We start from the raw sequence: 21,515 nt of genomic DNA, 5'->3' as shown, positions 1-21,515 counted from the left end.
AACTAACTGCAGTGTTACACTCGACTTTATGAAGAAGTCGGGACCCTCGATGTCGGGGCCAGTGATCGGCTACGTGCCGGGCGCCTTCGACCTGTTCCACATCGGTCACCTCAACGCGCTGCGCCAGGCACGGCAGTGGTGCGACGTCCTGGTGGCCGGTGTGGTCGCCGACGAGGTGTGCCTGGACACCAAGGGCGTCCAGCCGACCGTCCCGCTGGCCGAGCGGCTCGAGATCGTCGAGGCGATCGGCATCGTCGACGCCGTCTACGCCGAGAACACCGCGAGCAAGATCGACTCCTGGCGCGACGTGGGCTTCCACCGCATCTTCAAGGGCGACGACTGGAAGGGCACCGCCAAGGGCCTGCGCCTCGAGCAGGACATGGCCGCCCTCGGTGTCGAGGTGACCTACTTCCCCTACACGCTGCAGACGTCCTCGACCGCGCTCCGCAAGGCACTGGCGCACCGCGGGGCGTCATGACCACCGTCGTCTCCGACGACGGCATCCTCCTCCCGGCCGCCTCGCGGCCCTTCCTCGTCGAGATCGACGGGCACTACGTCTGGTCGCTCACGCCCGAGCGCGACGGCGTACGGAAGCCCGGGGGAGTCCTGGTGCCGTGGCCGGGAGTGCTGCGTCCCTACCTCTCCGGCCGCGGCCGGGTGCGGGTCACCGATGCCACCGGAGCCGAGGTCCTGTACGACGCCGAGGTCGGCCTCGGTGCGGGCGAGGGTCCGCTCGCGGTCGTGGACCGCGCGGGTCACCGGTTGTGCGTCGACAAGGTCGGTCACCTGACCCGGTCGTTCGAGGCGACCGCCGAGGAGGTGCGTGAGGAGATCCTCGCCGGCACCCGGCGCGCGATCGACGACCTCCGCGAGCACGCGGGCGTCAAGGCCTACCTCAACTACGGAGCGCTGCTCGGCGCCGTGCGCGAGGGCCGGATGCTGGCCCACGACTCCGACACCGACCTTTGCTACCTCTCCGACCACTCCTCGCCGGCCGACGTGATCGCCGAGTCCTACCGGATCACCCGCGCGATGCGCGAGCGCGGCTGGAACCTCCTGCGCATGTCGGGCGGCGACATCAAGCTGCTGCTGCCGCTCTCCGACGGCCGGCTGTGCCACATCGACGTCTTCGTGGCCTTCCACGTCGGCGACACCTTCTTCCAGCTCGGCAACCGGAGCGGGTCGCTGCCGCGCAGCGCGATCGAGCCGTTCTCGACGATCGAGCTGCACGGGCACGAGTTCCCGGCGCCGCGCGACCCGGAGGCGATGCTGGCCTTCCTCTACGGCCCGCACTGGCGCACCCCGGACCCGTCCTTCCGCTACGCCGACCCGCCGGAGGGCGTGCGCCGGCTCGACGGCTGGCTGCGCGGCTTCCGCACCGAGATGGGCCTGTGGACCGGGCTCTTCAACGGACCCGGCCAGCGCGAGGTGCCCGCGGGCTCGTCCTCCTTCGCGCGCTGGGTCGCTCCCCAGCTCGGTGAGCTGCCCGTCGTCGACGTCGGCACGGGCACCGGCCGCGACGCGCTGTGGTTCGCGCGGCGCGGCTTCCGCACCGGTGCCGTCGACTTCTCGCGCGGCGGCCTCGGCGTCGTGCGGCGCAAGGCCAACCGGCGCGAGCTCGACGTCGAGGCCAGCCAGCTGATCCTCGGCGAGCTCCGCTCGACCCTGATGCACGGGACCCGCCTGGCCCGCGACCCGCACCACCTCTACGCCCGCCACCTCGTCGGCTGCCTCGACGCGGCCGCCCTCGACCAGCTGTGGCTGCTCGCCCGGATGGCCCTGCGGCCCGGCGGCGGCAAGCTCTTCCTGGAGTTCCAGGCCACCCACGACGCGCCCGACGGTGCCACCGGCACCCCGCTGGCGCCCGACGGGCTGGTCCGGCGCGTGGACCCCGAGGCGGTCCGGGCCGCGATCGAGGCCGCCGGCGGCGTCGTGGAGCACCTGGTCGTCGTACCGGGCGAGGACATGCTGGACCACCCGGACCCCGCCGTCTGCCGGATCCGGGCCTCGTGGCCCGCGCCCGCGGCTCGCACCCCGAAGGAGAACCGATGAGCACCCACGAGCTGAAGGCGCGGCTGCGCGAGCAGGCCCGCGACCGCCTCCCCGCCCCCGTCGTCGACCGGATCCGCGCGCGGTCGAGCCTGCGCGAGCGGGTGCGCGTCCTCGAGGCCGAGGTCCAGGAGAACCGCCAGCTCAACCGGCGCATCGCCGAGCTGACCGATGTCGTCGCGGAGCTGCTGATCCCGCTCGAGGCGCGTGACCAGGACCGGGTCGACGAGGTGCTGGCGCGCTACCAGCAGGGCCTCTAGGCCCTCAGGACCCCGGCGCGGTCACGAAGTCGATCAGCTCCTCGACCCGCCCGAGCAGCTGCGGGTCGAGGTCCTGGAAGCCGCGTACTCCGCCGAGGACGTGCTTCCACGCCCGGGCGATGTCGGCCTGGTCGCGGTGCGGCCAGCCGAGCTGCTGGCAGGTGCCCTTCTTCCAGTCGATGCCCTTGGGCACCTTCGGCCACTCCTTGAAGCCGAGCCGGTCGGGCTTCACGGCCTGCCAGATGTCGATGAACGGGTGGCCGACGATCAGCACGTCCTTGCCGACCGGCGACTTCATGATGCCCTGCGCGATCCGGCTCTCCTTGGAGCCCGCGACGAGGTGGTCCACGAGGACGCCGACGCGGCGGTTGGGCCCCGGCTTGAAGTCGCGCAGGTGGTCGGCGAGGTCGTCGACGCCGCCGAGGTACTCCACGACCACGCCCTCGATCCGCAGGTCGTCACCCCAGACCTTCTCGACCAGCTCGGCGTCGTGGCGGCCCTCGACGAAGATCCGGCTGGCGCGGGCGACCCGCGCCTTGGCGTCGTGCACGGCGATCGAGCCGCTGGCGGTGCGGGTCGGCCTCGCCGGCGCCGCCTTCGTGACCGGCGGGGTCAGGATGACCGGCTTGCCCTCGAGCAGGAAGCCCGTTCCGAGGGGGAAGGTACGCCGCTTGCCGCGCCGGTCCTCGAGGGTGACGGTGTGCAGGTCGCGGTCGACGGCGACGATCTCGCCGCACCAGTCCGTGGTGACCTCCTCGACGACCAGGCCGTGGTCGGCCGGTGTCTCCACCGCGCGGCCCCGCTTCGGGACCTTCCAGTCTCCTGCCAGCACGTCGGTCCCGTAGCGATCCACGACGGACCACCTTAGGTGGGTCAGATCAGCGGGAGCTGGCGGCGCGCCCGGGGCAATTGCGCGTACCCACGGGGAATCGCGTGGTGCAGGGCGTCCTCCGGGAACGGCCAGTCCGCTGCGGCGTACGCCTCGGCCTCCGGTACGCCGCGACCGGCCAGCTCGCGAATCGTCTCCGCGACGGCGCGCAGCTCGTCGCACTGCTGCTCGACGAAGCGGCGGTCCACCACGGCGCCGTGGCCGGGCACGACGACCGTGTCCGGCGTGGCCAGCCCGAGCACGAGGTCCAAGGTCTGCGGCCACTCCATCGGCCACGAGTCACTGCCCAGCGCCGGGGGAGCGGACTCCTCGACGAGGTCGCCGACGAGCAGCACGTCGGCGTCGGGGACGCGGACCACCAGGTCGCCCGCGGTGTGGCCGCGGCCGGGGTGGACGAGCTCGAGCTGGCGGTCGCCGAGGTCGATCACGGCCGCGCTGGAGAAGGTCCGGTCGGCGGGCGGGGCGGCGGGGTCGGTCGCGTCCGCAGCGGCCTCCGTCGCGTGGATGGGGAGCGCGGCGTCGTACTTCTCGCGGAAGGCGGCGTTGCCGAGCACGTGGTCGAAGTGGTCGTGGGTGTTCACCACGGCGACCACCGGGCCCGCCTGCAGGTCGCCGATGCCGACGATCGCGGCCCGCGCCTCGGCGGCGGTGGCGAGCGTGTCGACCACCACGAGGCCGCGCTCGCCGCCGACGACGGTCAGGTTGACGTCGTACGACGGGACACGGCGGACCCAGACCCGGTCCGCGACCTCGATGAACGGCACGCGGTCAGGCTACGGGGGTCTCGTGACGGCTGCTGCGCAGCCTCCTCGACCGACGAGTCAGCAGAGCCCGGCGTGCAGCTCCTCGCGCAGCAGCTCGCCGAGGTCGGGCGCGGTGCGTGCCGCGCGGGGGAAGGACAGGGTGGTCTCGTGGGACCCGGTCGGGTCGACCCACTGGAGGACCACGCCGTCGGGACGCAGCCCGGCCAGGTGGACGCCGACGACGTCGCCGAGGCGGGTGCCGGTGCGGGTCGCGACGGCCCGGCGCAGCTCGTCCTGGTGGCACTGGTTGGCGTGCTCGACCGAGCGCTGCAGGAAGCCGCGGTTGAGGTCGTGGACCGGGGAGCTGAAGGCGGTGAGCGGGACCCGGATCCGGGCGTCCTCGCGGCCGTGGCCCTCGCGGGAGAGCAGGGCGAAGTCGGGACGGAGCAGGACCCGCATCCGCACCTCGGTGCAGCACTCGCAGTCCTCGAGCCCGGTCGCCTCGAGCCGCCCGGAGAGGGTGAGCGTCGCGTCGCGGTCCGGCGAGCCCGGCCGGCCCAGGCCGCTGTGCAAGGTCAGCAGGGCGCCCCGGCCGTCAGTGGCGGCGATCGCGAGCGCGGCGTCGGCGGGGCAGGCGAAGAGCGGGCGACCGCCGTGGTCCTGCATCTCCAGGTGGGCGTCCTCGAGGCCGGCGGTGACGTCGTCGACGCCGTCGACCACGAGGTGGACGTCGGCCGGGCAGGCGAGGATGCTGCGGGCCGCGGCGGCCAGGCGGTGGACGTCGGTGCGACCGGCGTCGAGACCGGGGTCGAGGGACATGCCGGCTCCTTGGGATCGGTTCGGCCTGATTAGGTGAGCCTAACCTACCTGCTCTGCGCGACGGTGGGAAGGCCGTGTCGCCGGTCCCGCGGATCCGGGGGTGCGCGGGTAGCATTGGCACTCCAGCGGGTGGAGTGCCAAGGTCCACCGGCGTCGGTTCGAGCCGGTTCGAGCCGGTTCGAGTCGGTCAAGCGGTGCGTGAGCAGGAGGTGGGCATGCAGGAGGAGCGCAGGCTCGCGGTGCTGCGCGCCATCGTCGAGGACTACGTCGCGACCGAGGAGCCGGTCGGCTCCAAGGCGCTGGTCGAGCGGCACAGCCTCAACGTGTCGCCCGCGACGATCCGCAACGACATGGCCGCCCTGGAGGACGAGGGCTACCTCGCCCAGCCGCACACGAGCGCCGGCCGGGTGCCGACCGACAAGGGCTACCGGCTCTTCGTCGACCGCCTCTCGACCGTCAAGCCGACCACGACCGCCGAACGACGCGCCATCGCGAGCTTCCTCGACGGCGCCGTCGACCTCGACGACGTGGTGCACCGCTCGGTCCGGCTGCTCGCGCAGCTGACCCGCCAGGTCGCGGTGGTGCAGTACCCCACCCTGTCGCGCTCGACGGTGCGCCACGTGGAGATCGTCGCCCTCACCCCGACCCGGCTGCTGCTGGTGCTGATCCTCAGCACCGGTCGCGTCGAGCAGCGCCACGTCGAGCTCGAGTCCGAGCTCGGCGACGACCAGCTCGCCGCGCTGCGCTCGCGGGTCAACCTCGCCGCTACCGGTGAGGTCATCGGCGACGCCGCCACCGCGCTCGGCGCGCTCGTCCAGGCGCCGGACGCCGACGCGGCCACCCGCGCGGTGGTCGACGCGTTGGTGGAGGCCATGAGCGACCACCGCTCCGACGAGCGGATCGTGGTGGGCGGAACGGCCAACCTCGCCCGCTTCGGCGACAGCTTCGACACCTCGATCCGGCCGTTGCTGGAGGCCCTCGAGGAGCAGGTCGTCCTGCTGAAGCTGCTCGGGGAGGCCACGACCGGTGGCGCCCTGACCGTCAGGATCGGCGCGGAGGGTCCCTACGAGGAGCTCGCGTCGACCAGCGTGATCGCGACGGGCTACGGACCCGACGACGCGCTCGCGTCGCTGGGCATCGTCGGCCCGACCCGCATGGACTACCCAGGAACGATGGCGGCAGTGCGCGCGGTGGCGCGCTACGTGTCGCGCATCCTCGACGAGAGCTGAGCGCCGCTCAGCCGCGTGATGGAGAAGAAGTGAGCCAGGACCTCTACGAGCTGCTCGGTGTCGCCCGCGACGCGGACGCCGACACCATCAAGAAGGCCTACCGCAAGCTGGCCCGGCAGCTCCACCCCGACGTCAACCCCGACGAGGAGAGCCAGGAGCGGTTCAAGCAGGTCACCGCTGCCTACGAGGTGCTCTCCGACCCGCAGAAGCGGGCGTCGTACGACCGTGGCGGCGACCCGTTCGGCGGCGGCTTCGGCGGGCAGGGCGCCGGCTTCTCGTTCACCGACATCATGGACGCCTTCTTCGGTGGCTCCGGGGCCGGAGCCGGCGGTGGTGGCCGGGGTCCGCGCCCGCGGGTCCGGCGCGGCCAGGACGCCCTGATCCGGATCGAGGTCGACCTCGCCGAGGCCGCCTTCGGCGTCTCCCGCGAGCTCAAGGTCGACACGGCCGTGCGCTGCTCGACGTGTGGCGGCGAGGGCGCAGCGCCCGGCAGCCACCCGGTGCCGTGCGAGACGTGCCGCGGTGCGGGCGAGGTCGCCCACGTGCAGCGCTCCTTCCTCGGCGAGATCCGCACGCTGCGCCCCTGCGCCGCCTGCCGCGGCTACGGCTCGGTCATTCCGGACCCCTGCCGCGAGTGCGCCGGCGACGGCCGGGTCCGCTCGCGTCGTACCCTCACCGTCAAGATCCCCGCCGGCGTCGACACCGGCACCCGCGTCCAGCTCAGCGAGCAGGGCGAGGTCGGCCCCGGCGGCGGCCCCGCCGGTGACCTCTACGTCGAGATCCAGGTCGCCCCGCACCCGACCTTCTCGCGCCACGGCAACGACCTGCACTGCACCGTCTCGGTGCCGATGACCGCAGGTGCGCTCGGTACGACGATCCAGATGCCGACCCTCGAGGCCGACCTCCCCGACGCGGAGGACGCCGGCCTGGAGACCGCGTTCGAGCTGCCGATCCCCGCCGGCACCCAGTCCGGCCACGAGGTCGTGCTGCGCGGCAAGGGCGTCCCCGGCCTCCGCGGCGGACGGGGCGACCTGATCGTCGCGATCGCCGTCGAGACCCCGACGAGGCTCGACCCGCGCCAGGAGGAGCTGCTCCGCGAGCTGGCGGCGATCCGCGGCGAGGAGCAGCCGACCGGCGACGTGCGTCCGGCCCACAAGTCCGTCTTCGGCCGCCTCCGCGACGCCTTCACCGCGCACTGAGCCGGCCGGGCATGACCCTCCCGCAGCACCTCGTCCCGTCGCTCGACGGCGTCGCCGCCGGTGACGCCGTGACCGTCGAGGGCGACGAGGCCCACCACGCCGTCGTCGTACGACGCCTGCGGGTGGGCGAGGCCCTGCTGCTCACCGACGGGGTCGGCCGGCTGGTGACCGGCGAGGTCAGCGAGACCACCAAGCGGTCGTTCACCGTGGTCGCCCGGGCGGTCGAGGACCTGCCCGAACCCCGCCCGCGGGTCACCGTGGTGCAGGCGCTCCCCAAGGGCGAGCGCGGCGAGCTGGCCGTCGAGGTGCTGACCGAGGTCGGCGTCGCGCGGATCGTGCCCTGGGCGGCGTCGCGCAGCGTGGCCGTCTGGAAGGGCGAGCGGGCCGCGAAGTCGCTCGCCAAGTGGCAGGCCACCGCCCGCGAGGCCGCCAAGCAGGCCCGCCGCGCCTGGCACCCCGAGGTCGTGCCGCTGGCGTCCACCGACGACGTCGTGGCGCTGGTCGGCGAGGTCGACGTGGCGGTCGTGCTCCACGAGGACGCCACCGAGCCGCTGGGCGCGCTCGCGCTGCCACCCGACGGCGACCTGCTGGTCGTGGTCGGCCCGGAGGGCGGGCTCACCGACGACGAGGTGGGCCGGTTCGTCGAGGCGGGCGCGGTCGCCTGCCGGCTCGGCCCGGAGGTGCTCCGCACGTCGACCGCGGGCGTCGCCGCGGTGTCGGCGCTGCTGTCGCGGACGTCCCGCTGGGGCGGTTGAGCGGCGTCGCCGATTGGGCGGGAACGACAGCTCGCGGGGTCGAGATGTTGCGGATTGGTCCCAAACCGCAACGACTTTCTCACGATGCGAGCAGTGCCTCGACCCGCCCGACCTCCTCGTCCAGCTCCGCCTTCTCCGCCTTGCTGAGCGGCCGCAGGATCTCCCCGAGCACGACCGTGCCGTCCTCGACCCGCCACAGCCCCTCCAGCCAGCCGTCGGCGAAGAGCGCGTTGGACTGGGCGCCGTTGACACCCATCCAGGTGTTGCGCCGCTCGGGGGCGGTGACCCGGTCGCGGCCGGCGTGGGAGAGCCAGACGTTGTCGTAGGTGCCGAGCAGGCGCACCGGGGCGGGCGCGTCCTCGTCGGCGATCGGGGCGCCCTCGACGTCGTAGAGGACCTTGCCGTCCTCGTCCTCGTGCCGGACCAGGTCGTCCATCGCCTTGAGCACGGGCACCAGCCGGGTGATGCCCGACCAGGTGGTGACGTCGGCCGCGGTGGCCGGTCCGAAGGCGCGCAGGTAGCGGCGGACGACCTCGGGCACGTCCGGCTCGGCCAGTGGCGCGCCGAGCCAGCGGTCGGCGAAGTCGTAGGCGACGGCCGTCGACGTCGTCGGCTTCCAGCAGCCGCGGGGCGGCAGCTGCACCAGCACCTCGGCGACCCGGGCGACCTGGCCCAGCTGGCTCGCCGTGTACGACGGGAAGTGCTCCGCGAGCGCTGCCGACATCGCCCGCTGGGGCAGCGGCCCGTCGGCCAGCACGGTGCGGACGGCGGTGGCGAACGCCTCGCGGTCGACCTCGCGCGCCTCGCCGATGGACTGGCTCATCCGCAGCTCGCGGTCGCGCACGGGCGCCGCCCACACCGGCAGCGTGAGGGCGTCGGCGGGCAGGTGCAGGTGGACGGTGTCGCGCAGGCTGAGCACCCGCGCCAGCTCCCGCGACTCGAGCGCCCGGCTCACCTCGAGTGGGTCGAGGTCGGTGAGCCGCGCCGCGAGCGAGAGGTACGGCGGCATCGACTCCTGCGCCTGCAGCCCGACCAGGTGCTCGACCATCTCGGCAGGGGTCCGGTCGACGCGCGCGAGCAGGTGCTGGCGCAGCAGCAGGGTGCGGTTGAGGCGACGCTTGGTGAGCCTCACTCGATCGTGATCCGCTTCGTGTCCTCGGTCGGTCCGCCGCCCTCTCCGTTGGAGGGGTCGTCGGTCCGCGCGATGAGGGTGTACGCGCCGGGGGCGAGGTCGCTCAGGTCGATCTGCGTCTCCCAGGGGTAGAGCTTGTCGGTCCAGCCCTCGGCCGTGGCGAAGCCCTCGAGGACCTCCTTGCCGGTGCTGTCCTCGATCGACCACGGGACCGTCGCCTCGAACGAGCTGGCCCGGCCGGTCGCGGTGATCGTGCCGCTGACGACCGTCCCCTCGGCGGGCTCGGTGATGTTGACGAGCGCCAGCACGTCGAGCTGCGGGGCGGCCTTCAGGCCGGCTCCGACGGGGACGCCGAGCAGGGTCGGGGCGGGCTTTCCGTCGTACTCGACCTTGACGGGGAGGCGGTCGCCGACCGCGCCCTGCAGGGTGTAGACGAGCTGCTGGACGGCCAGCCGGGCCTGGGCCCGGTCGAGGTCGCCGCGTCCGAGCCAGTCCTCGTCCTCGACCTCGACCACGATCGCGCCGCCGGCCTCCTCGACCGAGGCGAAGCGACCACTGGGCCACGAGGTCCGGTAGTCGGGGTCGACCGGGTCGCCGGCAGTGACCGCCGCCGCGGCCGCCACGAGCGGGTCGACCCCTGCGGACTGGGTGAACTCGCGGAACAGCCGGTCGCCGCCCGGGGTGTCGCCCACGTAGTAGACCGGGATCACCTTCGGGGCGGGGGAGTCGGTCGCGGTCGCGCTGCCCGACGGGGTGTCGGTGGCGTCGCTGCCGTCGCTGCCATCGGTCGGGTCCGACGCGTCACTGGTCGCGGTCGTCGGGTCACCGGCGGTGGGGGCGGGGTCGTCGTCGCCGCACGCGGCGAGGAGCCCGAGGCTGAGCGTCGCGGCCACCACGGCGGTGGCGGTACGACGAAGGGGGGTGCTCATGGAGTCGATCCTTCCGTGCGTGGTGGATGCGTCAGTGGACGACGAAGGTCCGCGTGTCGGTCGCGGTGGCCACATCGGCGCCGAAGGCGGCGATGACATAGCGCCCGGGCGCGAGGTCACTGAGGTCGAGGGTCATCGTCCAGGCGGCCTCGGTGACGTCGACGTCGCCGGCCCGGACGACCTCGTCGGTGGCGTCGCGGAGCTCCCACGCGACCCGCTTCGGGCCGGTCCGGGCGGCGGATGCGCGGCCGCGGACCACCAGGGTGCCGCTGGTCTCGAGCCCCTCGACGGGGTCGCTGATGTTGACCGGTGCGACGACGGAGCCGTCCCGCCGCACCGACGTCGCACCGGCGAGCGGGCCGTCGGGCGTCGCGAAGGTCACGGGCGTGGTCTGCTGCAGCACGCCCTGCACCGTCTGCACCGCCTGCTGGAGGGCGAGCCCGGCCGGGACGGCACGGATCCGGCTCCCGAGCTCGACGCGGATGCCGTCGTCGACGACCGCGACGCTGGTGAAGGAGCCGTCGGGCCACAGGGTGGTGTAGTCGGGGTCCTCCGGGCCCGCATCGACCTCGAGCCGTCGCAGGGCCGCGAGCGCGCGGTCGGTGGCCGGCCCGGCGTCCACCACCTGGAACTCCCGGTAGAGCCACGTCCCGTCCGTGGTCTCGCCGACGAAGTAGGTGCCGACGAGTGCGGGCTGCGATCCGGCGGCGCTCTGGTCGTCGCCGCCGGGCAGCCCGAGGTTGCCGGCCAGCGCGACCGCGCCGACCACGGACGCGGTGGCCACCCCGGCGCCGAGGACGGCGAGCGTCCACCGCTGGCGGGTCCGCCGCGGTGCGGGGGCGGTCCGACGCCGGATCTCGCCGAGCCGGTCGTGCGGCTCGACGTCGGCCACGGCGTCGGTGAGCAACCGCTGCAGGGCCAGGTCGTCGGGGCCGTCGAGGCCGTCGATGTCATCGCGTTCGTGTGCCATCACTGGCCGTCCTTCAGGTCGTGCGCGGCGAGGAGCGGCCGCAGGGAGGCCGCACCGCGGGAGGCGTGGCTCTTCACCGCGCCGCGGCTGATGCCGAGGGTCTCGGCGATCTCCGCCTCGGAGAGGTCGAGGTAGTAGCGCAGCGCGAGCACCTCGCGCTGCCGTCGGGGGAGCTGTTGCAGGGCCTCCAGCACCGAGCGCCGGCGGCTGTCGGCGAGCACCGGCTCGTCGGCGGGAGGTGCGTCGTCGACCCGGTGCTGCCGGGCCAGGTGCCGCTGGACGACGCCGCGGTGGCGCAGCGCGGACCGGGACCGGTTCACGACGGTCTGCCGCAGGTAGGCGGGCGCCCGGTCCGGGTCGTCGAGCCGGGCCCAGCGGCGGTGCAGCTCGATGAAGGCGTCCTGCACGACCTCCTCGGCCTGGCCCTGGTCGCGCACCAGCAGCACGGAGAGCCGGACCAGCTGGTCCCAGTGGGCGACGTACAGCGTCTCGATCGCGGAGTCGGCGTCGCTCGCGCGCTGGGTCATGGCGTGCCCCGTCGCCCCGGCGAGGCTGCCGGGGGAGAGAGGAGGAGCGCCGAGCACCGCATGGATCGTCACGTTAGTTCCACGCGCCAGCGGTGGAACCGGTTGACACCGTTTCGCAACGATCTGCGAGGGTGGCCGGGTGAGCGACCCGGACTGCCTGTTCTGCAAGATCGTCGCCGGCGACATCCCGGCCGAGATCGTCCACGAGGGCGAGCGCACCATCGCGTTCCGCGACATCAACCCGCAGGCGCCCCTGCACGTGCTGGTGATCCCGCGCGACCACGAGCCCAACGCCGCCGCGACGGCCGCCGCCGACGCCGCGACCTTCGCCGAGATCCCGGCCACCGCGAGGGCCGTCGCCGCCGCCGAGGGGTACGACGACTACCGGCTCGTCTTCAACACCGGCGCCGGCGCCCAGCAGACCGTCTTCCACACGCACTGCCACGTGATCGCCGGCCGGCCGCTGAACTGGCCCCCGGGCTGACCTCCGCGCTGACCTCCGCGCTGACAAACGAGTGGGCGCGGCGTGGTCCCTCCCGTAGCATGGAGGAGACCGACCGCCGTACTGAAAGGCCGCCCGCCCCGGGCATCCATGACCGACTCCACCCCCACCCCGATCACCGCCACCCGGCACACCGTCGTCGTGCCGAACAGCATCGACATGGTCACGCTCTTCGGTCCCGGTGACGAGCACCTCGGCATCATCGAGAAGCAGTTCGGCGTCCAGGTCCACGTCCGCGGCAACCGGGTCACCCTCAGCGGCGACCCCCACGAGCTGGAGCTCGCGGAGAAGCTCATCGAGGAGCTCGTCGCGATCCTGCGCACCGGCCAGGGCATCACGCCCGAGGTCGTCGAGCGCGTCGAGGCGATGCTGCGCGCGCAGACGTCCACGTCCGAGCGGCCCGCCGACGTGCTCTCGGTCAACATCCTGAGCAACCGCGGCCGGTCGATCCGCCCGAAGACGCTCAACCAGAAGCGCTACGTCGAGACGATCGACAACCACACGATCACCTTCGGCATCGGCCCGGCCGGCACGGGCAAGACCTATCTCGCGATGGCCAAGGCCGTCCAGGCGCTGCAGGCCAAGCAGGTCACCCGGATCATCCTGACCCGACCGGCGGTCGAGGCCGGCGAGCGGCTCGGCTACCTGCCCGGCACGCTGAGCGAGAAGATCGACCCCTACCTGCGTCCCCTGTACGACGCCCTGCACGACATGCTCGACCCCGAGTCGATCCCCAAGCTGCTCGCCGCCGGCACGATCGAGGTCGCGCCGCTGGCCTACATGCGTGGTCGCTCGCTCAACGACTCCTTCATCATCCTCGACGAGGCGCAGAACACCACGCCCGAGCAGATGAAGATGTTCCTGACCCGGCTCGGCTTCGGCTCGAAGATCGTGGTGACCGGCGACGTCACCCAGGTCGACCTGCCGTCCGGCACGCAGTCCGGCCTGCGGATCGTCGAGGGCATCCTCGACGGCGTCGACGACCTCGCCTTCGTCCGGCTCACCAGCCACGACGTCGTCCGGCACAAGCTGGTCGCGCGGATCGTGGCGGCCTACGACGAGTTCGACGCGAAGAAGGAGGCGCAGCGGGAGGTCCGCCAGAACCGCCGCTTCGACACCGTCACCGACAAGCCCGCGAAGACCGAGCAGAAGACCGAGCCGAAGACCGAGCAGAAGGACCCCACGGAGTGAGCATCGAGATCCTCGACGAGTCCGGCTCCGGGTTCGACGTGAAGCACTTCTCGCGGCTCGCCCGCTTCGTGATGGACCAGATGCGGGTGCACCCGCTCGCCGAGCTGTGCATCACGGCCGTCGACGAGGCCACCATCGCCGAGCTCAACGGCAAGTGGATGGAGAAGGAGGGGCCGACCGACGTGCTCGCCTTCCCCATGGACGAGCTGCGTCCCGGCAAGGTCAACGAGGAGCCCGAGGAGGGCGTCCTCGGCGACCTGGTCCTGTGCGTGTCCGTCGCCGAGAAGCAGGGGGCCGAGGCCGGCCACGGCACGCTCGCCGAGCTCGAGCTGCTCACGACCCACGGCATCCTCCACCTGCTGGGCTACGACCACGCGGAGCCCGAGGAGCACAAGGTGATGTTCGGGCTGCAGGACCAGCTGCTCGCCCAGTGGCGCGCCCACCTGGCCGCCTCCTGACGCCGGGTCGGGGGAAGGCATGATCGCCGGCAGTCTCTGGCCGCTCGTCGCAGCGGCCGTCCTCGTGGTCCTCGCCGGACTCTTCGCCGCGGCCGACGCGGCCCTCGCCGGGTTCTCGCGCGCCCGCGCGCAGGAGCTGCTGCAGGAGGGGCGCGGTGGTGCGCGGCGCCTGGTCGTCGTACTCGAGGACGCGCCGCGACACCTCAACACCGCCCTGCTCCTGCAGCTGCTGTGCGAGATCGCGGCCATCGTCGTGGTCACCCTGCACATCGACGAGCGCGTCGACGCGTCCTGGCTGACGCGCGCCGGGCTCGCGATCGGCGTCATGCTCGTCGTCTCCTTCGTCGTCATCGGTGTCGCGCCGCGCACCGTGGGGCGCCAGCACGCCGAGACGGTCGCGATCTGGTCGGCCTGGCCGCTCTCCGCGCTGACCACGGTCCTCGGCCCGGTCCCGCGCCTGCTGATCCTCGTCGGCAACGCGATCACGCCCGGCAAGGGCTTCCGCGAGGGCCCGTTCTCCACCGAGACCGAGCTGCGGGAGCTGGTCGACATCGCCGAGGCCTCGGAGCTGATCGAGGCCGACGAGCGGAAGATGATCCACTCCGTCTTCGAGCTCGGCGACACGACCGTGCGCGAGGTGATGGTGCCGCGCGGCGACGTCGTCTACATCGAGGCGTACAAGAACCTCCGCCAGACCAAGTCGCTCTTCCTGCGCTCGGGCTTCTCGCGGATGCCGGTCATCGGGGAGAACCTCGACGACGTCCGCGGCTTCGCCTATCTCAAGGACGTCGTCCGCCGCGACTTCGAGGACCCCGACGTCGAGCTCACCCAACCGGTTGAGGAGATCATGCGCCCGGTGCACTGGGTGCCCGAGTCGAAGCCGGTCGACGACCTGCTCCGCGAGATGCAGGCGCGCCGCCAGCACGTCGCCATCGTCGTCGACGAGTACGGCGGGACGGCCGGCCTGATCACGATCGAGGACCTGCTCGAGGAGATCGTCGGCGAGATCACCGACGAGTTCGACGAGGCCGAGGTCGAGGTCGAGCACCTCGAGGGTGCCGAGGGGCCGGTGCGCGTCTCCTCGCGCTACCCGGTCGACGACCTCGACGAGATCTTCGGCTTCGACATCGAGGAGGAGGACGTCGACTCGGTCGGCGGTCTGCTCGCCAAGCACCTGGGCCGGGTGCCGATCCCGGGCTCCGTCGTCGAGGCCCACGGCCTGCGCTTCGAGGCCGAGCAGGCCGCCGGCCGGCGCAACAAGATCGGCACCGTGCTGATCTCGCGGGTGGTCGAGGGCGACCGGCTCACCGAGGACTGATCGCCCACGGGTCCTCCCGACGCCACAGCGTCGGGAGGTGGAGGCCGACCCGCTGGCGTCGCGCCAGGTCGGTGAGGACCTCCATCGTCACGTCGAGGTCGTCACCGGCGTAGGGCAGTGCCCGCAGCGGCAGGTGCAGCGGCCGGAAGAAGTCGTCCCAGTGCAGCAGCACCACCTCGCTGGCCCCGGTCGCCTCGACCGTCTCGGCCCAGTAGGTGCGCAGGTAGTCGCGGTCCTGCACGCCGAGCTGCCCGACCCCGAGGTAGACCACGTCGGCCTTCCGGCCGGACAGTGCCCCGGCGCGGAAGCCGGCGCTGCCCTGGATCAGTGCGGTGCGGCCGCTCGTGTGCTCCACGAGGATCGACCAGGCCTCGCCGCACCGGTAGGCGCCGGCCCGCGTCGGCGGCACCACCGGTGCGTCGATCGTGCCCGGGTAGCGGTCCGGCGGGCAGTGCTCCGACTCCAGCCAGGTCAGCGTGAAGGAGCCGAAGCTGTGGGGCTCACCGGGCACCACCTCGAGGATGCGGTCCTCGGGCAGCCCGGAGCCACGGCCGATGTGGGCTGCCGAGGATCCGCCGGCGAGCACGGCGCCGGTCCGTCGTACGACGGCGGGGGAGTCGAGCGCGTGGTCGAAGTGCGTGTGCACCGGCGCCACCACGGCCAGCTGGTCGATCCCGGCCCGGCGCAACGCGGCGTCGATGCGGGCGTCGTCGGGTGCGAGCCGGCCGAGCAGCACCCGGCCCATCGACGGCCGCGAGAAGTAGCCGTCGGTGAGCAGCGCCGTCTCCCCGTCGTCGACCAGCACCGTCGAGACGCCCAGGAAGGTGGTCGCGAAGGCGCCCTCGGCCTCGGGGACGTCGAACCGGTCGGCGTACCGCGCGAGGTCAGGGCGACCGAGGCGGGCGCGCACGGGTCAGACCCCGGGCACGATCCGCAGGTCGCGCACCGCGCCGTCGTCGAGTGCCTCCAGCGCTTTCTGGTACTCCGGCGAGTCGTGGGCCGCCAGCGCCGCCTCGACGCTCTCGAACTCGATCAGCACGCAGCGCTGCTCGAGGCCGGCCTCGTAGACCTTCTCCGGGATCCCGCGCGCGAGGAAGGTGCCCCCGGCCTCGATGAGCGCCGGTCCGGCGAGCGCGGCGTAGGCGGCCAGCTTGTCCGCGTCGAGGACTTCCCGGTAGTTGCTGATCCAGTAGGCAGGCATGGGCTCATCCTGCCGTGCTGGGACAATCGCTGCATGACCGACCTCTCCGCCGAGGACAAGAAGCTCGTCACCCTCGCCCGCGCCACGCGGGCGCGCATCCAGGCCGCCGAGGGCGCGGCGGTGCGCGACACCGACGGACGCACGTACGCCGCTGCCACGGTGGCGCTCCCGTCGCTCCAGCTGACCGCGGTCCAGGCGGTGGTGGCGATGGCCGTCGCGTCCGGCTCGACCGGCGTCGACGCGTGCGTGGTGCTCGGCGACGCGCAGGACCTCACCGAGCCGGACGCCGCGGTGCTGGCGGACTTCGCCGGTCCCGGGGGCGTCACGGTCCACGTCGGCGACGCCCGCGGCACGATCGGCGCGACCCACACCGCGTGACGTCCGCGTGACTCCATGACCCCATGACGCCGTGACGACCCCATGACAGATGTCATGCCCGGGTCGTGACGACCGGGCGAGGTCGCGGGGACGTCCCGCGGCCACGCTGGAGGCATGACGACAGATCCGATGCTTCCGGCCGTCCGGCTGGCCGGGGTGACCAAGGACTTCGGGCAGGTCCACGCGGTGCGCGGGATCGACCTGGAGCTCCATCCCGGCGAGATCGTGGCCTTCCTCGGCCCGAACGGCGCCGGCAAGACCACGACGATCGACATGGTCCTCGGCCTCACCCGGCCGACCAGCGGCACCGTCGAGGTGCTCGGCATGGAGCCGCGCAAGGCCATCGCCCGCGGCCTCGTGGCCGCGGTGATGCAGACCGGCGGCCTGCTCAAGGACCTCACCGTGCGCGAGACGGTCGCCTACACGGCCAGCCTGTTCACCGACACCCGCCCGGTGGACGAGGTGCTGGAGAAGGCCGGGATCGCCGGCATCTCCTCTCGCAAGGTCGGCAAGTGCTCGGGCGGCGAGCAGCAGCGGCTCCGGTTCGCGATGGCGCTGCTCTCCGACCCCGCGCTGCTGCTGCTCGACGAGCCGACCACCGGGATGGACGTCGAGGGGCGTCGTACCTTCTGGTCGGCGATCAGGGCCGACCTCGACACCGGCCGCACGGTGCTCTTCGCGACGCACTACCTCGAGGAGGCCGACCAGTACGCCGACCGGATCGTCCTCGTGAGCAGGGGCAAGGTCGTCGCCGACGGCTCCGGCCCCGAGATCCGCGCGCTGGCGAGCGGACGCACGCTGCGCGCCCACCTGCCCGGCGCCGACCCGGCCACCGTCGAGCGGATCGCCGCCCTCGGCGGCGTCGAGGGCGTGGAGACCCGCGGCGAGACCCTGATCGTGCGGGCCAAGGACAGCGACGCCGTCGCCCGCCATCTGCTCACCGAGACCACCGCCCGCGACCTGGAGATCACGGCCGCGGGCATCGAAGAGGCGTTCCTCAGCCTGACGGGAGACAACCGATGAGCACCACCTTCGACCCGGCCGCCCGCCGGGTGCCGCCGATGGGCGGGTTCAACCTCACCGTGCTGGCGATCGAGCTGCGCCGCATGCTGCGCAACCGCCGCACGATCATCTTCACGCTGGTCTTCCCGGCGGCGATGCTGCTCGCGTTCGGAGGCCAGCAGGGCTGGGACGAGAGGGCCGGGAGCGGCAACGTGGCGGCGTACATCCTCGCCTCCATGGCCCTCTACGGCGCCGCCCTCACCGCGGCAGCCGGTGGCTCGATGGTCGCGCTGGAGCGCTCGCTGGGCTGGTCGCGCCAGCTGCGCCTGACGCCGCTCAACCCGGTCGTCTACATCCTGATGAAGGCGCTGGTCGCCCTCGTCATGGGAGCCCTCGCGGTCGCGTCGGTGAACGTGGTCGGCGCCGCGCAGGGCAAGGCGGAGATGCCGGTGCACGTCTGGGTCGGCTGCGCCGTCGTGACGCTGTTCTGCACCCTGACCTTCGCGGCGCTCGGTGTCTTCGTCGGCTACGTCGTGCCGGGCGAGAACGCCATGCAGGTCCTCGGCCCCGGCCTGGCGCTGCTGTCCTTCCTCGGCGGCGTCTTCATCCCGCTCGACGACTACTCCGAGATGGTGCGCCACATCGCCTACTGGACGCCGATGTACGGCGTCGCGGAGATCGCGCGCTGGCCGCTGACCCACGAGCTGCCGTGGTTCGCCGTCGTCAACGCCGTCGCCTGGTTCGCCGTCTTCGTCGCCGGCGCGGCGTGGCGGATGAGCAAGGACACGGCCCGCGTGTGACCACTAGCGTGACCATCGTGGACTCCCCGGGACAGCTTCCCCAGCGCCCACTCGGGCGGCTCGGACCGTTGTTCGCCGCGATCTGGCTGGCGTTCCTGATCGACCCGGTCCGGGCGGCCTGGACCGAGCTGCCGGCCGCGCACGCCTGGCTCGGGCTGGTCGCGACGCTCACCTTCGCGGCGACCTACCTGGGCCTCTGGGTCGCCCTGCGGACGGGACGGGCCCGTCTGGCCACGGCGCCGCCGCCGGCGCACCGCATCGCCTGGACCGCGGCGCTGACCGGCCTGGCCGCGGTGATGGTGGCGGCGCTGGGGCAGGTCGGGACCGCCAGCGTGGTCTACCTCGCGGTCGCGGTCGTGATGCTCTTCCCGTACGTCGTCTTCGTACCCGTCGTGCTGGCGCTGGCCGCCGCGGTGCTGGTCACCGGGGTGACCGTGCCGGGCTGGGAGCACAGTCCGTGGCTGGCCTTCTCGGTCGTCGCCGCCTCCCTCGCCGTCTTCGGCGTGCGCTCCATGATGAACCGCAACATCGAGCTGATCCGCGCCCACGAGGCCAGTGCGGAGCTGGCCGCCGAGCGCGAGCGCACCCGCCTGGCCCGCGACCTGCACGACATCCTCGGCCACTCGCTGACCGTGATCACGATCAAGGCCGAGCTCGCGGGCCGGATGCTCGACGTCGACGTCGACCGCACCCGGGCCGAGCTCGCCGACCTCGAGCGGCTCAGCCGCGACGCCCTCGCCGACGTACGACGGGCGGTGCAGGGCTACCGCGACCTCAGCCTGCCGGCGGAGCTGGCGCGCGCCCGCACCGCGCTCGAGGCCGCCGAGATCGAGGCGACCCTGCCCAACAGCACCGACGACGTGCCGACCGAGCTGCGGGAGCTGTTCGCCTGGACCGTCCGCGAAGGAGTGACCAACGTGATCCGCCACTCCGGCGCCCGCCGCTGCACGGTGGCGCTGGCGCCGACCCGGGCCGAGGTCCGCGACGACGGACGCGGGCCGATGGGCGACGACGTGCCCGGCTCGGGCCTGACCGGCCTGCAGGAGCGGGCGTCCGCGGCGGGTGCCCGCCTCGTCACCCGCCGCCTCGACCCCGGCTGGTCGCTGGTGGTGGAGGCCCGATGACCGCGGCAGCGATCCGGCTGGTCCTCGCCGACGACCAGGCGCTGGTCCGCGGGGCGCTCTCGGCGCTGCTCGGACTCGAGCCCGACATCGAGGTGGTGGCCGAGGCGGGGACGGGCGAGGAGGCGGTGGCCCTCGCGCGCAGCGAGCGGCCGGACGTCGTACTCATGGACGTGGAGATGCCGGGCATGGACGGGATCGAGGCCTGTGCGGCGGTGCGTGCCGCCAGCCCGCAGACCCGGGTGCTGGTGGTGACCACGTTCGGGAGGCCCGGCTACCTGCGTCGCGCGCTGCAGGCCGGCGCCTCGGGCTTCGTCGTCAAGGACACCCCGGCCTCGCAGCTCGCCGACGCGGTGCGGCGCGTCCACCAGGGCCTGCGGGTCGTCGACCCGGCTCTTGCCACCGACTCGCTGGTCAGCGGGGAGTCGCCGCTGACCGCCCGCGAGACCGACGTGCTGCGCGCGGCACGGGACGGCTCGTCGGTGGCCGCGATCGCGTCGCGGCTGTTCCTGTCCGAGGGCACGGTGCGCAACCACCTGTCCGGCGCGATCGGCAAGACCGGGGCGGGCAATCGGGCCGAGGCGGTCCTCGTCGCGGAGGGGAATGGATGGCTGTGAGTGCAGGTTGCGCAAAAACGCGGATGTCACCGGAGCGGGAGCGAGGGTAGGTTGCGGAACGTGGCAGATCGAGGCTGGCACCAGCACGAAGGTGCCGTCACAAGGCTCGCGTCGTCGTACGCCGCCATCCCTCCGGGGGAGACGGTGCGACTGGCGAAGCGCACGACCAACCTGTTCCGCGCGAGGGCGCAGACCTCGGCCCCCGGGCTCGACGTCTCCGGCCTCGACGGCGTGATCGAGGTGCTCCCCGACAGTCCCGACGGGCCGGTCGCAGAGGTGCAGGGCATGTGCACCTACGAGGCCCTCGTCGACGCGACCCTGCCGCACGGCCTGGTGCCCCATGTCGTCCCGCAGCTGCGCACGATCACGCTCGGCGGCGCGGTCACCGGCCTCGGCATCGAGTCGAGCAGCTTCCGGCTGGGCCTGCCGCACGAGTCGGTGCTCGAGATGGACGTCTTCACCGGTGCCGGCGAGGTCGTCACGACGCGGCCGGGCGACGAGCTGTTCGACGCCTTCCCCAACTCCTACGGCTCGCTCGGCTACGCGACGCGGCTGCGGATCAAGCTGGAGAAGGTGCCGCCCTATGTCGCGATCCGCCACCTCCGGTTCGACGACGCTGCGCTGATGGCCAAGACGCTCGCCGAGATCGCCGCCGCGCAGGAGTACGACGGCGAGCCGGTCCACGGCCTCGACGGTGTCTCGTTCGGGCCGGACGAGCACGTGCTCACCCTCGCCCGGTGGACCGACGAGGCGGGCCCCACCTCCGACTACGCCGGGCAGGACGTCTACTTCCGTTCGCTCCAGCGTTGTGACCGCGACCGGCTGACCGCCTACGACTACCTCTGGCGCTGGGACACCGACTGGTTCTGGTGCTCGGGGGCCTTCGGTGCCCAGAACCCCCGCATCCGGCGGTTCTGGCCGCGGCGCCTGCGCCGTTCCGACGTCTACATGAAGCTGCTCCACCTGGATCGCCGCTTCGGCATCGCCGACCGGCTCGACCGCCGTGCGGGCCGGCCGCTGCGCGAGCGGGTGGTGCAGGACATCGAGGTGCCCGTCGAGCGGCTGCCCGAGTTCCTCGCCTGGTTCGACGAGGAGGTCGGGATGCGGCCGGTGTGGCTGTGCCCGCTGGTCGCCACCCGGGCCTGGCCGCTCTACCCGCTCGAGCCCGGCCGGCTCTACGTCAACGTCGGCTTCTGGGGCACCGTCCACGTCGGCCCCGAGGCCGCGGATGCCCCGAGGAACCGGGCGATCGAGGCGAAGGTGCACGAGCTCGGCGGCCACAAGTCCCTCTACTCCGACGCCTTCTACGACCGCGCGACCTTCGACGCGCTCTACAACACCCCGCACCTGGCCGCAGTGAAGCGGCAGCACGACCCCGACGACCGACTGACGACCCTCTACGACAAGGCGGTGAGGAGCCGATGAC

Annotated in this window: 25 protein-coding genes; 16 read left to right on the top strand and 9 right to left on the bottom strand. The window is 72.9% G+C overall.

Annotated elements, in window-relative coordinates; translation table 11 throughout:
- Positions 1-28: 28 nt before the first annotated feature.
- Genes AC2YHB_RS08305 through AC2YHB_RS08295 form a run of 3 tightly spaced genes read left to right on the top strand, consistent with a single transcriptional unit; the run spans position 29 to position 2,309 of the window.
- On the top strand, positions 29-478 hold the full coding sequence (locus tag AC2YHB_RS08305) for an FAD synthase family protein (protein WP_242530272.1): 450 nt from the start codon (positions 29-31) through the stop codon (positions 476-478).
- A complete protein-coding gene (locus AC2YHB_RS08300) occupies positions 475-2,052 on the top strand; it encodes a class I SAM-dependent methyltransferase (protein WP_179647501.1) in 1,578 nt (525 codons plus the stop codon). Before AC2YHB_RS08305 ends, AC2YHB_RS08300 begins: the two co-directional genes overlap by 4 nt.
- Complete coding sequence (locus AC2YHB_RS08295) at positions 2,049-2,309, top strand: DUF6752 domain-containing protein (RefSeq protein ID WP_036546530.1); 261 nt, start codon at positions 2,049-2,051, stop codon at positions 2,307-2,309. The genes AC2YHB_RS08300 and AC2YHB_RS08295 overlap by 4 nt, the downstream gene beginning before the upstream one ends.
- Positions 2,310-2,313: 4 nt before the next feature.
- Here the strand turns inward: AC2YHB_RS08295 and AC2YHB_RS08290 are convergent, their stop codons facing one another.
- The 3 genes from AC2YHB_RS08290 to AC2YHB_RS08280 are packed head-to-tail and all read right to left on the bottom strand — an operon-like array spanning position 2,314 to position 4,760.
- Entirely contained in the window at positions 2,314-3,162 is an 849-nt protein-coding gene (locus tag AC2YHB_RS08290; protein ID WP_308645442.1) for a DUF3097 domain-containing protein, read from the bottom strand.
- Between the two features lie 20 nt (positions 3,163-3,182).
- Entirely contained in the window at positions 3,183-3,962 is a 780-nt protein-coding gene (locus AC2YHB_RS08285; RefSeq protein WP_179647500.1) for an MBL fold metallo-hydrolase, read from the bottom strand.
- A gap of 57 nt (positions 3,963-4,019) precedes the next feature.
- Positions 4,020-4,760, bottom strand: a complete 741-nt coding sequence (locus AC2YHB_RS08280) for a hypothetical protein (protein ID WP_487353766.1) — start codon at positions 4,758-4,760, stop codon at positions 4,020-4,022.
- 215 nt (positions 4,761-4,975) lie between these two features.
- On the opposite strand from AC2YHB_RS08280, the gene hrcA reads away from it, so the two are divergent.
- The 3 genes from hrcA to AC2YHB_RS08265 are packed head-to-tail and all read left to right on the top strand — an operon-like array spanning position 4,976 to position 7,943.
- On the top strand, positions 4,976-5,989 hold the full coding sequence (hrcA, locus tag AC2YHB_RS08275; RefSeq protein WP_051932334.1) for a heat-inducible transcriptional repressor HrcA: 1,014 nt from the start codon (positions 4,976-4,978) through the stop codon (positions 5,987-5,989).
- 29 nt (positions 5,990-6,018) lie between these two features.
- Complete coding sequence (dnaJ, locus tag AC2YHB_RS08270; RefSeq protein WP_036546521.1) at positions 6,019-7,188, top strand: molecular chaperone DnaJ; 1,170 nt, start codon at positions 6,019-6,021, stop codon at positions 7,186-7,188.
- Between the two features lie 11 nt (positions 7,189-7,199).
- On the top strand, positions 7,200-7,943 hold the full coding sequence (locus AC2YHB_RS08265) for a 16S rRNA (uracil(1498)-N(3))-methyltransferase (RefSeq protein ID WP_179647498.1): 744 nt from the start codon (positions 7,200-7,202) through the stop codon (positions 7,941-7,943).
- A 79-nt stretch (positions 7,944-8,022) separates the two neighbouring features.
- Here the strand turns inward: AC2YHB_RS08265 and AC2YHB_RS08260 are convergent, their stop codons facing one another.
- The 4 genes from AC2YHB_RS08260 to AC2YHB_RS08245 are packed head-to-tail and all read right to left on the bottom strand — an operon-like array spanning position 8,023 to position 11,573.
- A complete protein-coding gene (locus AC2YHB_RS08260) occupies positions 8,023-9,075 on the bottom strand; it encodes a winged helix DNA-binding domain-containing protein (RefSeq protein WP_179647497.1) in 1,053 nt (350 codons plus the stop codon).
- A complete protein-coding gene (locus tag AC2YHB_RS08255; RefSeq protein WP_179647496.1) occupies positions 9,072-10,004 on the bottom strand; it encodes a Gmad2 immunoglobulin-like domain-containing protein in 933 nt (310 codons plus the stop codon). Before AC2YHB_RS08255 ends, AC2YHB_RS08260 begins: the two co-directional genes overlap by 4 nt.
- A 31-nt stretch (positions 10,005-10,035) precedes the next feature.
- Complete coding sequence (locus tag AC2YHB_RS08250; RefSeq protein ID WP_179647495.1) at positions 10,036-10,974, bottom strand: GerMN domain-containing protein; 939 nt, start codon at positions 10,972-10,974, stop codon at positions 10,036-10,038.
- Positions 10,974-11,573, bottom strand: a complete 600-nt coding sequence (locus tag AC2YHB_RS08245) for an RNA polymerase sigma factor (protein ID WP_308645441.1) — start codon at positions 11,571-11,573, stop codon at positions 10,974-10,976. Before AC2YHB_RS08245 ends, AC2YHB_RS08250 begins: the two co-directional genes overlap by 1 nt.
- 67 nt (positions 11,574-11,640) lie before the next feature.
- On the opposite strand from AC2YHB_RS08245, the gene AC2YHB_RS08240 reads away from it, so the two are divergent.
- From AC2YHB_RS08240 to AC2YHB_RS08225, 4 genes are all read left to right on the top strand, one after another.
- Positions 11,641-11,985 carry an HIT domain-containing protein gene (locus AC2YHB_RS08240; protein ID WP_036546504.1) on the top strand — a complete coding sequence of 115 codons (345 nt, stop codon included), beginning with the start codon at positions 11,641-11,643 and terminating at the stop codon, positions 11,983-11,985.
- Positions 11,986-12,093: 108 nt separating this feature from the next.
- Positions 12,094-13,194, top strand: coding sequence for a PhoH family protein (locus AC2YHB_RS08235; protein ID WP_179647494.1), 1,101 nt, complete (start codon positions 12,094-12,096; stop codon positions 13,192-13,194).
- Positions 13,191-13,652: an rRNA maturation RNase YbeY gene (gene ybeY / locus AC2YHB_RS08230; RefSeq protein ID WP_179647493.1), complete on the top strand. Its 462-nt coding sequence runs from the start codon at positions 13,191-13,193 to the stop codon at positions 13,650-13,652. The genes AC2YHB_RS08235 and ybeY overlap by 4 nt, the downstream gene beginning before the upstream one ends.
- A gap of 19 nt (positions 13,653-13,671) precedes the next feature.
- Complete coding sequence (locus tag AC2YHB_RS08225; RefSeq protein ID WP_487353765.1) at positions 13,672-14,970, top strand: hemolysin family protein; 1,299 nt, start codon at positions 13,672-13,674, stop codon at positions 14,968-14,970.
- On the opposite strand, the gene AC2YHB_RS08220 is transcribed toward AC2YHB_RS08225, so the two are convergent.
- Both AC2YHB_RS08220 and AC2YHB_RS08215 read right to left on the bottom strand, forming a co-directional pair.
- Positions 14,957-15,880 (bottom strand): MBL fold metallo-hydrolase, encoded by a 924-nt coding sequence (locus tag AC2YHB_RS08220; RefSeq protein WP_179647492.1) that lies wholly within the window; start codon positions 15,878-15,880, stop codon positions 14,957-14,959. The two genes, AC2YHB_RS08225 and AC2YHB_RS08220, sit on opposite strands and share 14 nt — an antisense overlap.
- 3 nt (positions 15,881-15,883) lie before the next feature.
- A complete protein-coding gene (locus tag AC2YHB_RS08215) occupies positions 15,884-16,171 on the bottom strand; it encodes a DUF1330 domain-containing protein (RefSeq protein ID WP_179647491.1) in 288 nt (95 codons plus the stop codon).
- Positions 16,172-16,204: 33 nt separating this feature from the next.
- Here AC2YHB_RS08215 and AC2YHB_RS08210 point away from each other — a divergent pair, with 33 nt between their 5' ends.
- From AC2YHB_RS08210 to AC2YHB_RS08185, 6 genes are all read left to right on the top strand, one after another.
- Complete coding sequence (locus AC2YHB_RS08210) at positions 16,205-16,549, top strand: hypothetical protein (protein WP_036546489.1); 345 nt, start codon at positions 16,205-16,207, stop codon at positions 16,547-16,549.
- A 114-nt stretch (positions 16,550-16,663) separates the two neighbouring features.
- Positions 16,664-17,572 (top strand): ABC transporter ATP-binding protein, encoded by a 909-nt coding sequence (locus tag AC2YHB_RS08205; RefSeq protein WP_179647490.1) that lies wholly within the window; start codon positions 16,664-16,666, stop codon positions 17,570-17,572.
- A complete protein-coding gene (locus AC2YHB_RS08200; RefSeq protein ID WP_179647489.1) occupies positions 17,569-18,351 on the top strand; it encodes an ABC transporter permease in 783 nt (260 codons plus the stop codon). Before AC2YHB_RS08205 ends, AC2YHB_RS08200 begins: the two co-directional genes overlap by 4 nt.
- Before the next feature lie 17 nt (positions 18,352-18,368).
- Entirely contained in the window at positions 18,369-19,475 is a 1,107-nt protein-coding gene (locus AC2YHB_RS08195; RefSeq protein WP_179647488.1) for a sensor histidine kinase, read from the top strand.
- Entirely contained in the window at positions 19,472-20,089 is a 618-nt protein-coding gene (locus AC2YHB_RS08190) for a response regulator transcription factor (RefSeq protein WP_179647487.1), read from the top strand. Before AC2YHB_RS08195 ends, AC2YHB_RS08190 begins: the two co-directional genes overlap by 4 nt.
- Positions 20,090-20,149: 60 nt before the next feature.
- A complete protein-coding gene (locus tag AC2YHB_RS08185; RefSeq protein ID WP_036546478.1) occupies positions 20,150-21,514 on the top strand; it encodes an FAD-binding oxidoreductase in 1,365 nt (454 codons plus the stop codon).
- Position 21,515 lies beyond the last annotated feature (1 nt).

Source organism: Nocardioides sp. SRI_004 (genome assembly GCF_057586415.1).
This window is presented reverse-complemented; position numbering and strand designations above follow the sequence as displayed.